Raw genomic sequence first — 14,670 nt, 5'->3', positions numbered from 1 at the left:
GGTTCGCCGGTCAGCCCAGCTTCCTGAGCATTTCGGCTGCGACCGGCCCGGCGGAGGCCGGGTTCTGACCGGTGACCAGGTTGCGGTCGACGACGACGTTCGGGCCCCAGGGCTCGCCCTCCTGGTAGTCGGCGCCGATCTCGACCAGGCGGTCCTGGAGCAGCCACTTGGCGTGGGCCGCCAGTCCGGTCTGGGTCTCCTCGGCGTTGCTGAAGCCGGTGAGCCGATAGCCGGTGAAGGCGTTGCCGCCGTCGGCGTCGGTGGCGGCCAGCAGCGCGGCCGGGCCGTGGCAGACCACACCGAGCGGCTTGCCCGAGGAGAGGGTGTCGATGAGGAGCCTGCCGGAGGTGGCGTCGACGGACAGGTCCTCCATCGGGCCGTGTCCACCGGGGTAGAAGACGGCGGCGTAGTCGGCGAGGGCGACCTCCTCCAGCTTGACCGGGTGCTGGATCTCGCTGATCGCGGCGAGGTCGTCCGCCATCTTCTTCGCGCCCTCCTCGCCGCCGGTGAACTGCGGCTCCAGGCTGCCCCGGTCCAGGGGCGGCACGACGCCGCCGGGAGTGGCGACGACGATCTCGTGGCCGGCGGCCGTGAACGCCTGGTACGGGGCGACCGCCTCTTCCGCCCAGAAGCCGGTCGGGCGCCGGGTGCCGTCCGCCAGCGTCCAGTGGTCGGCGCCGGTCAGCACGAAAAGGATCTTCGACATGGTGGTCTCCGAGAGCCGGGGTTCACGCCCTGACGCTCCGCGCTCGGAACGGCAGCGCTCTGGCTCCTCGAACCTAGGGCTGTCGACGTCTCCGCGCCAATGAAGAGGCCCGTAACGGGTATCGGCGAACCGATGCGCCGTTCGGGGACGGACGGCGGCAGGTGGCCGCCGTGTGCACCTCGGAGGCGCGAAGCATCTTGACGGCCGGACAGTGGCCACCCCGCCGCAGGCCGCAGCGGTCATCCATCCCGGCAGTCGGTTACGCGCCGAGAGGGCACCCCCTACACTTAGGGTCGCCTAAGTTCTTGCTCAGTAAGACCGGTCGGTCTTCGTCTTGTCGAATCGGTCTCCGTCTTGTCGAAATGGATGCGATGTCAGCTGCCACGATCAGCAGCCCGCGAGGCGCTCTGGTCAGCCGGCGCATCGGCTGGACGGCCGCGGCCGTCATAGCACTGCTGCTTGCGGTGCTGCTCAGCCTTGCGGTCGGCGCCCGCCAGATAGCCCCGGGTGAAGTCTTCGACGCCCTCTTGCACGGTGGTACGAGCGACGCCGCCGAGGTCGTACGGTCCATGCGGGTGCCCAGGACCCTCGTCGGCCTGATGGTCGGCGCGGCGCTGGCCATCGCGGGCACGGTGATGCAGGGCATCACCCGCAATCCCATCGCCGATCCCGGCGTCCTGGGGATCAGTCAGGGCGCGGCGGCGGGCGTGGTGCTGGCCATCGCGGTCGCCGGGGTCCACACCCTCACCGGCTATGTGTGGTTCGCCTTCGTCGGAGCCGGTATCGCGTCGGTGGCCGTGTACGCCGTCGCCGCAAGCGGGCGCGGCGGGGCCAGTCCGGTGAAGCTGGCGCTGGCCGGTGCCGCCGTCAACGCGCTGCTGATCGCCGTGATCCAGGGGATGCTGACGACGGACGCGGCCACCTTGGACGAGTTCCGGTTCTGGCAGGTCGGGTCGATCGCCGGGCGGGACGCCGAGATGGCGGGCCAGATCTGGCCGTTCCTCGTCGTCGGCGCGGTACTGGCGCTGTCGGTGACGCGGGGGCTGGACGCCCTGGCGCTGGGCGAGGACGTCGCCAAGGGGCTCGGACACAAGGTCGGGACCGTACGGATCGTGGGCGGCATCGGAGCGACGGTGCTCACCGGCGTCGGGGTGTCGGCCGCCGGACCGATCGCCTTCGTGGGGCTCGCGGTGCCCCATATCGCGCGCGCCCTGGTGGGCAGCAACCACCGCTGGGTGCTGCCCATGGCGGCGCTGCTCGGGCCGGTCATGCTGCTGGTGTCGGATGTGATCGGGCGGGTCGCCTTCCCGCCGAGCGAAGTACCCGCCGGGGTGATGACGGCCCTGATCGGTGTGCCGTTCCTGATCGTCCTGGTCCGCCGCAAGGCGGTGAGCGCATGACGGCCTCCGCCACGGAGCGCCCGGCAGCCGTGCGCGTCCGCCCTGCCGGCTACGCGCTCGCGCGCCAGGGACGCGGCTCCTTCCTCGTCCACCGGCGGGCGGCGGTGGTCGCGGTCGCGCTGGCGCTGCTGACGGCGGCCGTGTGTGTCGCCTACCTCTGCCTCGGGGAGACGGATGTCGCGCCGGGTGAGGTCCTGAACATCCTGGCGGGCCGGCCGTCGTGGGCCGCGCTCGTGGTCGGCGATCTGCGGCTGCCGCGGATGGTGCTGGGGCTGCTGGTCGGGGCGGCCTTCGGCGTGGGCGGCGCGCTGATCCAGACCGTGGCCCGCAATCCGCTGGCCAGCCCCGACATCATCGGTGTGTCGCAGGGCGCGAGCGCGCTGACCATCGGCGCGCTCACCTTCGGCGTCTCGTCGTTCGGTGTCCTGCCGTACGTCTCGGTCGCGGGCGGCATGCTCGCCGCCCTGCTCGTCTACCTCTTCGCCTGGCGCGGCGGGCTGCACGCCGGGCGGTTCGTGCTCATCGGCATCGGCATCGCCATCGCGCTGCGGTCGATCGTCCACCTGTTCATCACCAAGGGCGACTACCTGGTGGCCCAGCAGGCGCAGGTGTGGCTGACCGGTTCGCTCAACGGGCGGGGCTGGGACGAGGCCGCCCCGCTGGGCTGGACCCTGCTCGCGGTGGTGCCGTTCGTGGCCTGGGCGGCGCGGGCCCAGCGCAATGTCGCGCTGGACGACGACACCGCCACGGCGCTGGGCGTACCGCTCCAGCGGACCCGGTTCGGGCTGGCGCTGCTGGGCGTGTTCCTCGCCTCGATCGCGACGGGCGCGGCCGGTCCGGTGGACTTCGTGGCGCTGCTCGCCCCGCAGATCGCCCGCCGTCTGACGCGCACGTCGCAGATCCCCCTGCTCTGCTCGGCCCTGCTCGGTGCGTTCATCGTGGTGGCCGCCGACCTGCCGGCGCGTCTGCTGTTCGCGCCGGTGGAACTGCCCGTGGGCGTACTGACCGCGGCCATCGGGGCCCCGTATCTGATCTGGCTGATCATCCGCAGCCGTACTGGAGGAAGAGCGTGACCGAAAGCAGGCTCACAGCCCGCGGCCTGACCCTGGCCTACGAGGAGCGCACGGTCGTCGAGGACCTGGACCTGGATGTCCCGCACGGCCGGGTCACCGTCATCGTCGGCCCCAACGCCTGCGGCAAGTCCACGCTCCTGCGCGCGCTCGGACGGCTGCTCAAGCCCCGGCAGGGGTCGGTGCTGCTGGACGGCAAGGACCTGGACCGCATACCCACCCGGACGATCGCGCAGTCCGTCGGGCTGCTGCCGCAGACACCGGTCGCGCCGGAGGCGATCACGGTCGCCGATCTCGTCTCGCGCGGGCGCCAGCCGCATCAGCGGTGGTGGCAGCAGTGGTCGGAGGAGGACGAGCGCGCGGTCACCGGCGCCATGGAGCGTACGGACGTGGCGCAGCTCGCCGAGCGGGCGGTGGACGAGCTGTCGGGCGGTCAGCGGCAGCGCGTATGGATCGCGATGGCGCTCGCCCAGGAGACGGATCTGCTGCTGCTCGACGAGCCGACCACGTATCTGGACATCTCGCACCAGGTCGAGGTGCTGGACCTGGTGCGGCAGCTCAACCGCGAGCGCGGCCGGACGGTCGTCGCGGTGCTGCACGACCTCAACCAGGCGGCGCGGTACGCGGATCACCTGGTGGCGATGAAGGCGGGGCGGATCGTCGCACAGGGCCCCCCGTCGAAGGTGGTCACGGCGGAACTGGTCCGGGACGTCTTCGGGCTCGATTCGGTCGTGGTACCCGACCCGGTGACCGGCAGCCCGCTGGTCGTGCCCGGCGCGCCCTGGCAGGCGGAGGGCGACGGCGACAAGGGTTCCGCAGCGTCGGACACCCCGGTCGCGACAGGTGCTTCCTCGGCGGAGTCCGGCTGACCTCGTACCCGTATCCGTCAACTCCGTGTCGGGCCGGGCTCCTTGGGCTGCCCGGCCCGGCACGGAGATCGAGTTGTGATGCGGGCGAGCTTGTCCACCGATCCACATAAGGTTAGCTTTACCTAAGTTCACCCCCCGCTGTCCTCGTCCCCGTACTGGAAAGGCCGCTCATGTCCCGCTCCTTCACCCGCCGCGCCGCAGCCGTCGCTGCCGTCGCTGCGCTCGCCGTCACCGCCACTGCCTGCGGGGGCGCCAAGGACGACGCCAAGAAGGCGTCCGCCGAGGGGGGCAAGCACACCGTCAGGACAGCCATGGGCAATGTGGAGGTGAACGACGCCCCCAAGCGCGTGGTGGTCCTGGACACCGACTCCCTCGACTCGGCGATCACCCTGGGCGTCAAGCCGGTCGGCGCCGTCCAGCCGGAGGCCGGCGCACCGCTGTCCTCGTACCTGCCGAAGGACAAGCTGTCCGGCATCAAGAAGGTCGGCCTCATCTCCGAGCCCAACCTGGAGGCGATCGCCGGGCTGAAGCCGGACCTGATCCTGAGCAGCAAGGAGCGCGACGAGAAGAGCTACAAGGAGCTCTCGACCATCGCCCCCACCGTCTTCACCAAGACCACCGGCCCCGCCTGGCGCGAGAACTTCGCCCTGCACGCCGACGCACTCGGCAAGAAGGACCAGGTCAAGAAGGTCGTCGCGGACTACGACAAGCACATCGCCAAGGTGACCGCGGCGCTCGGCGGCCCCGAGAAGGCCAAGCGGACCAAGGTCGGCTTCGTCCGGTTCGTCGAGGGCGCGGACACCCGGCTGTACAAGGACGACACCTTCGTCGGCAGCATCCTCAAGGACCTGAAGGTCGGCCGCCCGGCCAACGTGGACAACACCGGCTTCTCCCTGGACATCAGCCCGGAGAAGGTCGACGAGGCCAACGCCGACGTCATCTTCCACTCCACCTACGGCGACCCGGAGAAGGCCAAGGAGACCACCATCACCGGCGGCAACCTCTGGAAGAAGCTGGACGCGGTGAAGAACAAGAAGGTCTTCGGCGTCAACGACGACGTGTGGATGCTCGGCATCGGCTACACCGGCGCCAACAAGGTCCTCGACGACATGGAGCAGAAGCTCGGCTGACGGCCCGGCGGCCGGCCGTCCGGCCGTCCGGCCCAGGCGGCCACACCACCGCGCCACAACGCCGGCGGCCCGACACGCAGTTCGTGTCGGGCCGCCGGCGTCCGTGCGAGGTCCGGTGCGACGCCTACAGCCGCTCGAAGCCGCGGACCCGCTCCCAGTCGGTCACCGCCGCCTCGAAGGCGGCCAGCTCCGTACGGGCGGCCTGGGCGTAGTGGGCGACCACCGATTCGCCGAAGACCTTGGCGGCGATCTCGCTGTTCTCCCAGCGGTGCAGTGCCTCGGTGAGGGTGGTGGGCAGCCGCGGCACCGAAGGGTCGGCCAGGGCGTTGGCGGTGTGCGGCTCCGGGAGCGGCAGGCGGTTCTCGATGCCGTGCAGACCGGCGGCCACCGCGGCGGCGACGGCCAGGTACGGGTTGGCGTCGCCGCCGGGCACCCGGTTCTCGATGCGCATCGAGTGGCCCGAGCCGACGACGCGGACCGGGCAGGTGCGGTTGTCCCGGCCCCAGGTGATGCCGGTGGGCGCGAACCCGCCCGGCTGCAGGCGCTTGTAGGAGTTGATGTTCGGCGCCATCAGCAGCGCGAAGTCGGCCAGGCAGGCGAGCTGGCCGGCCACGAAGTGGCGCATCAGCTCGGACATGCCGTCGTCCGCGGCCGGATCGGCCAGTACGGCCGAGCCGTCGGTGCCGCGCAGCGACAGGTGGATGTGGCAGGAATTGCCCTCGCCCTCGTCGAACTTGGGCATGAAGGTGAGCGCGACGCCCTCCTGGGCGGCGATCTGCTTGGCGCCGTTCTTGAACAGGACGTGGTTGTCGCAGGTGGTCATCGCCTCGTCGTAACGGAAGACGATCTCGTACTGGCCCGCATGGCATTCGGCGCGCGCGGTCTCCATGGTGAGCCCGGCCCGCACCATCTCCCGGCGGATACGGCGCACCACCGGCTCGATCTCGGCGAGGCCCTGGAGGGAGTAGTCGACGTTGTAGGCCGTGGCCGTCTCCAGGCCGTGGTAGCGGCGGTCCCACGCCTGACGGTAGGTCTCGCGGAAGACCAGGAACTCCAGCTCGGTGCCCGCGAACGCGGCCAGTCCGCGCTCGGCGAGCCGGTCGAGCTGACTGCGCAGTATCTGGCGCGGGGCCACCTCGACCGCCCGGCCGTCCGGCCAGACGGCATCGGCGAGCACGAGCGCGGTGCCCTCGTCCCACGGCAGGGTGCGCAGCGTCGCCGGGTCGGGGCGCAGCACGAAGTCGCCGAAGCCGCTCTGCCAGGCGTCGATGGCGTAGCCGGGGCCGGTGTTCATCTCCACGTCGGAGGCCAGGAGGTAGAGGCAGGCGCCGAAGCCCTGCTCGGCCGCCTCGTCGAGGAAGTACGGCACGGACAGCCGGCTGCCCTGGAGCCGCCCCTGGAGGTCGGGGACGCTCACGATCACGTCCTCGATGCGTCCTGCGTCGGCCTCGGCGCGCAGTCGTGCGTACGGCGAGCTGGTCATTTCTGCTCCTGGGTGTCTCGCGCGGGGGCGGTTGCGGTGGCGAGGGGGTTGGTGAGGGCGCCGTGGACGACGTCGAAGCCCTCGTCCTTCTCGGCGCGGTCGTGGAAGCCGCCGCCGAGCAGCTGCTCCCGGTTGAGCGCCACCCGGTCGAACTCGGCGGCCAGCAGCCCGAACTCGCCGAAGCGGTCGGCCAGTTCGGGGAAGCGGGCGTGGTAGCGCTCGATCTCGGCGCGGACCAGGCCCCAGAACTCGTCCTCCGGTACGCCCAGGTGCTCGGCGACCAGCGGGGCGAAGAACCGGAAGTGCCCGGCGAAGACGGCGCTGAGGAGGGAGTGCGCCAGCTCGCCCGCGGGCCAGCGCAGCAGCAGCGCGTCGGCGCGCTCGGAGAGTCCGGCGTACTCGGGGTGCTCGCCGGGCAGCAGGTTCACGTCCTCGGCGAAGTCCTTCACGGCGATGCCGATCGGGGTGTCGGCGGCGTCGTAGAGGACGACGGTGTTCTCGCCGTGCGGGCAGTACGCCGTGCCGTAGCGGTAGAGGTAGTGCAGCAGGCCGGGCAGCAGGGCCGAGAAGAAGCGCTCCAGCCAGGCGCGGGGAGCAAGTCCGGACCGCTCGACCAGCTCGGCGGCCAGTGCCCGGCCGTCCGAGCCGACCTTGAGCAGCGCGGCCATGGTGCGGGCCTGCTCGCCCTCGCCCAGCAGCGCCGCGACCGGCTCGCGCCAGACGGCACCGAGGAGTTCGTGGTAGCGGTACGGGGCGTCCTTGACGGACTCGTACAGCGGGTGGCGCACGGCCACGCCCGCGACCTCGCCCAGCGGGTGGAAGCGCAGCTCGTCGCGCAGGTACGGGTCCGCGTCGCGGACCGCGTGCAGCCAGGCGCTGACGTCCGGCGCCGCCTCGGTCGGCTTCGTGGACAGACCGCGCCAGACGAGGGTGTTGCGGATGTACAGCGGCACCTTCACATTGCGGCGGTGCGGATGGTCGAGGTTGGCCAGCGTGCGGATGGACTGCAGCGGCCGGTAGCGGTCGGGGCCCTCGCCGAGCAGCACGATCCTGCCGTCGGCGAGGTAGGGGGCGAAGAGGGTGGCGACGGCCTCGTCCCAGTGGAAGGGGTGCACCGGCAGCCAGTGGAAGTCGACGGTGTGATAGCCGGTCTCGGCGCAGGTCTCCTGGAGGACGGCCGCGAACTGCTTGCGGGTTTCCTCGTCCAGCTCCTCGCCCAGCAGGGTGCCCTCGTCCAGGCCGTCCACGCCGGAGTACGAGGCGAGGCTGCCGTGCACGGCGGCCCACAGCAGGTGCACCGTCCCGGCCGCCTCGGGGGCGTAGGCGGCGGCGTCGGAGGCGGAGAAGCCCAGCCGCCCCTTGTTGAGGAGCATGCAGGGGTGACCGTCCTGGTGGCCTTCGAGGTCGAGATGGTCCAGGTCGGCGAGGGCGGCGGCGGGCAGGGCGCGGGCGAGGACCTCGGCCTCGGCCCGCCGGGTGGCGGTGAGTTCCCGCAGCACCTCGGCCGTGGTGGGGCCGTCCCAGCCCAGGACCGGGCGGGCGTCGAGCAGCAGCCGCTCGGGACCGCTCTCGGCCTCCGCGGGCGCGGGGTGCCGCCGCAGGGTGCCGGGCACCAGCCGCCAGGTGCCGAAGGTGCCGCGGTTCGCCCGGAAGGTCCAGTGGACGCCGTCGGTGAAGTCCAGCCGGTAGGCGTCGGGGGTGTCGGCCGAGGTGTCGGGCTCGGGGACGAGCAGCTCCTCGTAGGCGAACTCCTCTACGGCCTTGGCGAGCAGCCGTCGGCCCGCCTGCGCCCAGGCGTCTCGTGTGGTGCGGTTCATCGGTGGTTCTCCTCGGAGTGCGCGGGGGCGGCGGTGGCGGCGGTCAGGGGGCGGTCGTCGGCCTGCGCGGACTCCCGCGTCCCGCGCCGGATCTGCAGCGGCACGGCGGGCGCGCCCGCGGTCTCCGGCAGGCCCGCGAGCGGCGTGAGCGGTGCCGCGGCGACGGCTGCGGTCCGCGGGCTCCGCAGGGACACCACGGCGGCGAGGGCCTGGACGGCGGCGGCGACGGCCAGCGGGAGGGCGAGGTCGTAGGAGACGGCCGCCGTGGCGGCGATCGGTGCGGCCAGCAGACCGGCGGACCGGGCGGTCTCCACGGCGGTGAAGGCCGGGCCCTGCGTTCCGGTCGCGCGGAACATGCGCAGTTCGACGGCGACCTGCCCCAGCCCCAGGCCGACGCCGAAGAGCAGTCGCCCGCCGAGCAGTCCGGGCAGCGAGCCGGCCAGCCAGCTCCAGGCCAGCCCGGCCGCGCCCACCGCCAGGGACAGCGGCAGCAGCCGCTCGCCGAGCAGATCGTGGCAGCGGCGTACGGCGGGCAGGACGGCCAGCGCGGACAGGCTCGGCAGGAAGAACAGCACCGCGCCGCCGACCGAGCCGCTGCCCAGGCCCTCGGCGAACTCGGTGAAGAAGGGGCGCGCCACATTGACCGAGAAGTCGAACGCGACGCCGATCAGCGCGACGTAGGCCAGCACCATGAGCCACGGCAGGCGGCGGGTACGAGGTGCGGCGGCGCCGTCCTCGCGGGCGGCGGCGGCCGCGTCGTCCCGGGTGTCCGGGCGCCTGCCCAGGATCCGGTACGTGAACACGGCCAGCAGGGTGTCCAGCACCGCGAACGCCGAGATGCCGATGCGGGGTTCCGGCAGGGCGAGGACGCCGGCGCCCACCATCGTGGAGACGACCACCGACAGATGGAAGACGACCACCAGCGAGCAGATACCGGTGAGCCGCGCCCGGGTGCCGTCCTCGGACGACTCGTCGCCGTGCTCGGCGATGAACGCCGGATAGGCCAGCAGGAGCGCGCTGTTGGTCGTGACGATCAAGGTGGACAGGGCCAGGTACGCCGGGTAGCTGGGGGCCATGCCCAGGAGCAGGTCGAGGACGGCGGAGCCGCACAGCCCGGCCAGCACGAGCCGGTGCAGGGACCAGCGCCGGGCCGCCAGCCCCCACAGCGGGAGGGCGAGCAGGCCGGCGATCCGGCAGATCCAGAGGTACAGCCCGGTCGCCTCGGGGTCCTCGATCCCGTACAGCCGCTCGAAGAGCTGCGGCAGGAACGGCGTCAGGGCGGTCTCGGCGACCAGGTGGAGGCCGATGACCGACAGGAGCACGGACTTGGCGCGGCGCGCCGACCCGTCGCGGGCCGGCGCGCCGATCTTCGTCGCAGCGGCCGTCATCGCGGTATCTCCGCCGGTGCGGGGACGGCGGCGGGCGCCCGGTCCGGGACGGGCGCCGGCTCCTGCGGCGCGCCGAAGGTGGTGTACGCCTGCCGCGGGGCGCTGGGCAGGAGGGTGCGGCCGGCGGCGGCGTTGAGGATGGTCGCGGCGCGCCAGGCCCCCAGGGTGAGGTCGGGGGCGCCCACACCGTGCGTGTGCATCTCGGCGTTCTGGACGTACAGGCTGCCCGAGACCCGGGGGTCGAGCGCGACCCGGTAGTCGCCGTCGACCTGGTAGCGGCCCTTGTCGTCCCAGTCGACCAGATCGGCCATCGACTCCAGGAAGGCCGGGCGGGAGGCGGCGTAGCCGGTGGCCGAGACCACGGCCGAGGTGCGGATCTCGAAGAGCTCGTCCTGCTGCCGGCTGCGGCAGGTGAGCCGGTATCCGTCGCCGTCGGCCTCGGCCGCGACGACCTCCACGGCCGGGTGCAGCGCGGCGCGCGGCGCGCCGCCGCCGATGGTGCGCTCGTACATCTCGTCGTAGATCTCGCCCAGCGTCTCCTCGCTGACGCCCTTGTAGAGCTGCCACTGCTCGGCCGTCAGCCGCTCGCGGGTGGCCTCGGGCAGGGCGCGGAAGTAGCGGATGTAGTCCGGGGTGAAGTGCTCCAGGCCGATCTTGGAGTACTCCATGGGTGCGAACGCGGTGGTCCGGGCGAGCCAGCGCACGTACGGGCCGCCGTTGCCCTCGCCGTCCTGGTTGCGCAGCAGGTCGAGCGCGACCTCGGCGCCGGACTGGCCCGCGCCGACGACGGTGACGTCGTCGGCCGCGGCGAGGCGGGCGCGGTGGGTGCGGTAGTCGGCGCTGTGCAGGACGCGGCCGGTGTGGGCGTCGGTCAGCAGCGGGCGCAGCGGCTCGGGCACGACGGGGTCGGTGCCCACGCCGAGCACGACCTGGCGGGCCAGCACGCGGGTCTGCTCGCCGGCCGCGGAGCGGTGGGTGACGGCGAAGGCGTCCGCGCGCTCGTCCCACTCCAGCGCCGTGACGGCCGCGTCGAAGCGGCAGGAGGGCAGTTGCTCGGCGACCCAGCGGCAGTAGTGGTCGTACTCGCGGCGCGGGATGTGGAAGCGCTCGGAGAAGAAGAACTTGAACATCCGGTCGTGGGCGCGGAGGTAGTTCAGATACGACCAGGGGCTGGTCGGGTCGGCCATGGTGACCAGGTCGGCGAGGAACGGCACCTGGAGGGTGGTGCCCTCCATCAGCAGGCCGGGGTGCCAGGAGAACGCCGGCTTGGCGTCCAGGAAGAGCGAACGGAAGCCGGGCGCGCCGTCGGCCAGCGCGGCGAGCGACAGGTTGAACGGGCCTATGCCGACACCGACCAGGTCGTAGGGGGCGTCGTGGTCGGGGGAAGTCGAGGGCGCGGTCACCGCTGTGCCTCCGTAAGGGGGTTGGGGAGATCGATGTAGACGGACTGGGTGTGCACGTCGCCGACCAGTTCGTCGAGTCCGTCCACGCAGGTGAGGTAGTTGCCCTTGCAGCGCAGCACGGGCGCGTCGAGCAGCAGGTCCAGCAGGCCCTGGGCGGCGGGCTCGGCCGTGCGCAGCCGCGCGAGCGCCCCGCGCAGCACGCGCAGTTGGTCGCCCTCGTCGGCCAGACCGAGGGCGCCGAACGCGCCGATGAGCCCCAGCAGGTTGTTGATGCCCAGGTAGTAGGCGACGCGTTCGTCGACGAAGGCGTCCTCGAAGACCAGGTCGACGCCGTCGGTCGCGCCCGGCAGCAGCCGTTCGATATCGGCGGTGCGGGACTCGGCCAGGTAGTAGCCCTGGCTGTCGCGGTACCAGCCCGCGCAGGGCAGCCCGGTGGCGTCGAGGGCGACGAGGGTGTTCTGGTGGTGCGGCTCCAGGGCGATGCCGTACCGGGCCTGGAGGCGGATCAGGGGCACGGCGAGGACGTCCAGATAGCGCTCCAGCCAGCGTGCCGACGCCTCGGCGGTGGAGACGCCGAGCGCACCCGCGGCGCGCTCGACCGCCGCGCACAGCAGGGCGCGGTGGCGGGGCGGTGTGCCGTCGCCGGGACCGGTCCGCTCGGCCAGCAGCCCGGCCACGCACAGTCCCTGGATGCCGTCGCGGCGGAAGGGGTTGTCGCGGATCGCGGTCTCCAGACCGGTCTCCGGGCCGTCGGCACCGGCCGATATCCAGGCGAAGTCGCGCAGGATGCCGAACTCGGGGTGCTCGGCGCGCAGCCAGTGGGTGGGTCCGGCGGCCAGGAGCTGGGCGGCCCGGACGCCGAGCCGCATCTCGCTGCGCAGGTTGTTGCGGCGGGAGTTGGTGATCCGCATGCCCAGCGACAGCTTCAGCATCACCTCGGCGTCCGGCCGCTGGACGGTCCGCACGGAGGACGTGGGGTACCACTCGGGCCCGGCCGCGCCGAGCGGGCGCAGCAGCCCGGCGTCGACGAGGGCGGCGACCTCCGGCCGGCCCAGCACGTCGCGGGCCTGCCAGGGGTGCGCGGGCACCGGCACCATGCCCTCGGGCAGGTCGAGCCCGGCGGCGAGGGAGCGCAGGCGCTCGGCGACCGGCCGGCCGTCCGCGCTCTCGCCGACCACGATCTCGGGGTGGGCGGCGAACCAGTGCAGTGCGAAGGAGCCACGCAACTCGGGCGAGTACGCCGCCAGTTCCGCGTCCGACGCCTCCTCGCGGCTCTTGGGCGCGGGGTGGAACGGGTGCCCCAGCAGCAGGGCCTGCTCGCCGTCGAGGAACGGCGTCGGGCCTTCGGCGTCCGGGGCCTCGGCGCGCCGGTGCTCGATGTGGGCGGCGGTGCGCCGCGCGGAGTTGAGCACCCGCGCGGCCGCGTCCGTGCCGTGGTGCGGCGGTGCGCCGCGGCCCAGGGTGGTCTCGCGGATCAGCGCCGCCGCCACCAGCGAGGCGTCGGCGGGCAGGCCGCTGCCGTCGCCGGCGGCCAGGCGGGGCGCTCCGAAGCGGTGCCAGCCGGTGGCCGACCGGTACCGGACGGGCACCGACAGGGTCAGCTGACTGGCCGGCAGGTCCAGCGGGAGCGCCTGGCCGGTGGCGGGCACGTCGGTGCCGGTCTCGCGTACGTAGGCGCGCAGCAGCGTCTCCATCGCCGCCGCGTCGCCCGCGCGCAGGGCGTCGGCGTCGTCGAGCGGGTCGGGGCCGGGGGCGGGCCCGGAGACGGCCGGGGCCGCGGGGCGGGCTTCGACGGGGTCGTTCACCGCTCCTCCTCGGCCCGGCCCGCCGCCACGACCGCGTCCAGCAGCCGCTGGACCTGGTCGCTGGTGGTGTGCGGGTTGAGCAGGGTGAGCTTGAGGCGTACCCGGCCCGGTCCCTCGCCCGGCAGCTCGGTGCGGCCGACGACCGCCCGCCCCTCGCGCAGCAGCCTGCGCCGCAGTGCCGCGTTGATCCGGTCGATGTGCTCCGGGTCGGTGTGCTCGGGGTTCTCCGGCAGATAGCGGAACAGGAACGCCGTCAGGACGGGGTCGGCGTGCAGTTCCAGCCGCGGATGGGCACGGACCGCCGCCGCTCCGGAGTGCGCCAGCTCGTGGCAGGCGTCCACCAGACGGCCCAGGCCCGCTCGGCCCAGCGTCCGCAGCGTGACGGCGATCTTGAAGGCGTCGGCACGGCGGGTGGTGCGCAGCGAGAGGCCGAGCAGGCTGGGGTAGCCGGCCTCCTCGTCGTCCTGCGGGTTGAGGTAGACCGCCCGCCGGGCCAGCGACGCGTAGGTCTCCGCCCGCTTGACGAGGAAGATGCCCGCCGCGACCGGCTGCCAGCCCAGCTTGTGCCAGTCCAGCGACACCGAGTCGGCCAGTGCGATCCCGCCCATCAGCGGGGCGAGCCGGTCGGACAGCAGCGCGCCGCCGCCGTACGCGGCGTCCACGTGGAGCCAGGCGCCGTACTCGGCGGCCAGCGACGCGCAGGTGCGCAGCGGGTCGACGGCCCCGGTGTCGGTGGTGCCGGCGGTGGCCACGATCGCCACCGGCAGGTCGCCCTCCGCGACGCAGGCGCTCAGGGCCGCGGCCAGCGCCCTGGGCTTCATCCGCAGCCGGTCGTCCACGGGGACGGCGACGACCGCGTCCTCGCCGAGGCCCAGCAGGGCCGCCGACCGCTGCACCGAGAAGTGCGCGGCGGAGGAGGTGAAGATCCGTGGCCGGGGGCCGCCGCCCGGTACACCGCTCAGCTCGATCTGGCGCCCGCTCTCCCGGCCGAGCACCCGGTCGCGGGCGAGCATCAGGCCCATGAGGTTGGACTCGGTGCCGCCCGAGGTGAGGACACCGGCCGCCTCGGCCGGGTCGTAGCCGACGAGCTGCGCCAACTCCCCCAGCAGCAACGTCTCCAGGGCGGTGGCGGCGGGCGCCTGGTCCCAGGAGTCCTGCGACGGGTTGAGCGCGGAGATGGCGAGGTCGGCGGCGACGGCGACGGCCAGCGGCGGGCAGTGCAGATGCGCCGCGCAGGCCGGGTCGGCCGGGTCGGCGCTGCCGTGCGCGAGCACGTCGGTCAGCCTGCCCAGGGCCTCGTCGCCGTCCGCCTCGGCGAACACCCGGGCGACGTCGGCGGCCAGTTCCGCGGGCGTCCCGGCGGCCAGCGGTCCGCCGCGCCGTCCGGCCCCTTCGGCGAGGGAGGCAAGGACGGTGCGCAGCAGCGGGGTGAGCGCGCCGGGGCCGCCCGTGCCCCCGGACAGCGCGGTGTGCGGGGCGCCGGAGGGTGCCGGAGCGGCCGCGCGCAGCAGTCCGGCCATCTCCTGCTCCAGGGCGTCGGCCGGCGGGGCGGCCGGTTCGGGGACGAGCCGCAGACCGTGCCGGTCCTCCGCACCGCCG

At 73.3% G+C, this 14,670-nt stretch carries 11 protein-coding genes; 4 read left to right on the top strand and 7 right to left on the bottom strand.

Going from position 1 to position 14,670, the window contains the following annotated elements; genetic code table 11:
* Positions 1–10: 10 nt before the first annotated feature.
* Complete coding sequence (locus ACZ4NB_RS13525; RefSeq protein WP_467661042.1) at positions 11–706, bottom strand: type 1 glutamine amidotransferase domain-containing protein; 696 nt, start codon at positions 704–706, stop codon at positions 11–13.
* Between the two features lie 371 nt (positions 707–1,077).
* Between ACZ4NB_RS13525 and ACZ4NB_RS13520 the strand changes: the two genes are divergently transcribed.
* The 4 genes from ACZ4NB_RS13520 to ACZ4NB_RS13505 all read left to right on the top strand — a co-directional run bounded on the left by ACZ4NB_RS13520 (position 1,078) and on the right by ACZ4NB_RS13505 (position 5,175).
* Complete coding sequence (locus ACZ4NB_RS13520; RefSeq protein WP_467661040.1) at positions 1,078–2,106, top strand: FecCD family ABC transporter permease; 1,029 nt, start codon at positions 1,078–1,080, stop codon at positions 2,104–2,106.
* Positions 2,103–3,179, top strand: a complete 1,077-nt coding sequence (locus ACZ4NB_RS13515) for a FecCD family ABC transporter permease (RefSeq protein ID WP_467661039.1) — start codon at positions 2,103–2,105, stop codon at positions 3,177–3,179. The genes ACZ4NB_RS13520 and ACZ4NB_RS13515 overlap by 4 nt, the downstream gene beginning before the upstream one ends.
* Positions 3,176–4,045 carry an ABC transporter ATP-binding protein gene (locus tag ACZ4NB_RS13510; RefSeq protein ID WP_467661037.1) on the top strand — a complete coding sequence of 290 codons (870 nt, stop codon included), beginning with the start codon at positions 3,176–3,178 and terminating at the stop codon, positions 4,043–4,045. Before ACZ4NB_RS13515 ends, ACZ4NB_RS13510 begins: the two co-directional genes overlap by 4 nt.
* Positions 4,046–4,215: 170 nt before the next feature.
* The gene (locus ACZ4NB_RS13505) at positions 4,216–5,175 is read left to right on the top strand and encodes an ABC transporter substrate-binding protein (protein WP_467661036.1); all 960 of its coding nucleotides are present in this window, start codon (positions 4,216–4,218) and stop codon (positions 5,173–5,175) included.
* A gap of 124 nt (positions 5,176–5,299) precedes the next feature.
* On the opposite strand, the gene ACZ4NB_RS13500 is transcribed toward ACZ4NB_RS13505, so the two are convergent.
* The 6 genes from ACZ4NB_RS13500 to ACZ4NB_RS13475 are packed head-to-tail and all read right to left on the bottom strand — an operon-like array spanning position 5,300 to position 14,591.
* The gene (locus ACZ4NB_RS13500; protein WP_467661034.1) at positions 5,300–6,658 is read right to left on the bottom strand and encodes a glutamine synthetase family protein; all 1,359 of its coding nucleotides are present in this window, start codon (positions 6,656–6,658) and stop codon (positions 5,300–5,302) included.
* The gene (locus ACZ4NB_RS13495; RefSeq protein ID WP_467661032.1) at positions 6,655–8,475 is read right to left on the bottom strand and encodes an IucA/IucC family protein; all 1,821 of its coding nucleotides are present in this window, start codon (positions 8,473–8,475) and stop codon (positions 6,655–6,657) included. Before ACZ4NB_RS13495 ends, ACZ4NB_RS13500 begins: the two co-directional genes overlap by 4 nt.
* Positions 8,472–9,863, bottom strand: coding sequence for an MFS transporter (locus tag ACZ4NB_RS13490; protein ID WP_467661030.1), 1,392 nt, complete (start codon positions 9,861–9,863; stop codon positions 8,472–8,474). The genes ACZ4NB_RS13495 and ACZ4NB_RS13490 overlap by 4 nt, the downstream gene beginning before the upstream one ends.
* Complete coding sequence (locus ACZ4NB_RS13485) at positions 9,860–11,266, bottom strand: lysine N(6)-hydroxylase/L-ornithine N(5)-oxygenase family protein (RefSeq protein WP_467661028.1); 1,407 nt, start codon at positions 11,264–11,266, stop codon at positions 9,860–9,862. The genes ACZ4NB_RS13490 and ACZ4NB_RS13485 overlap by 4 nt, the downstream gene beginning before the upstream one ends.
* Positions 11,263–13,071 (bottom strand): IucA/IucC family protein, encoded by a 1,809-nt coding sequence (locus ACZ4NB_RS13480; RefSeq protein WP_467661027.1) that lies wholly within the window; start codon positions 13,069–13,071, stop codon positions 11,263–11,265. Before ACZ4NB_RS13480 ends, ACZ4NB_RS13485 begins: the two co-directional genes overlap by 4 nt.
* Positions 13,068–14,591 carry a pyridoxal phosphate-dependent decarboxylase family protein gene (locus ACZ4NB_RS13475; RefSeq protein WP_467661268.1) on the bottom strand — a complete coding sequence of 508 codons (1,524 nt, stop codon included), beginning with the start codon at positions 14,589–14,591 and terminating at the stop codon, positions 13,068–13,070. The genes ACZ4NB_RS13480 and ACZ4NB_RS13475 overlap by 4 nt, the downstream gene beginning before the upstream one ends.
* Between the last annotated feature and the right edge of the window lie 79 nt (positions 14,592–14,670).

It is taken from the genome of Streptomyces sp. NPDC026575 (assembly GCF_055567415.1).
This window is presented reverse-complemented; position numbering and strand designations above follow the sequence as displayed.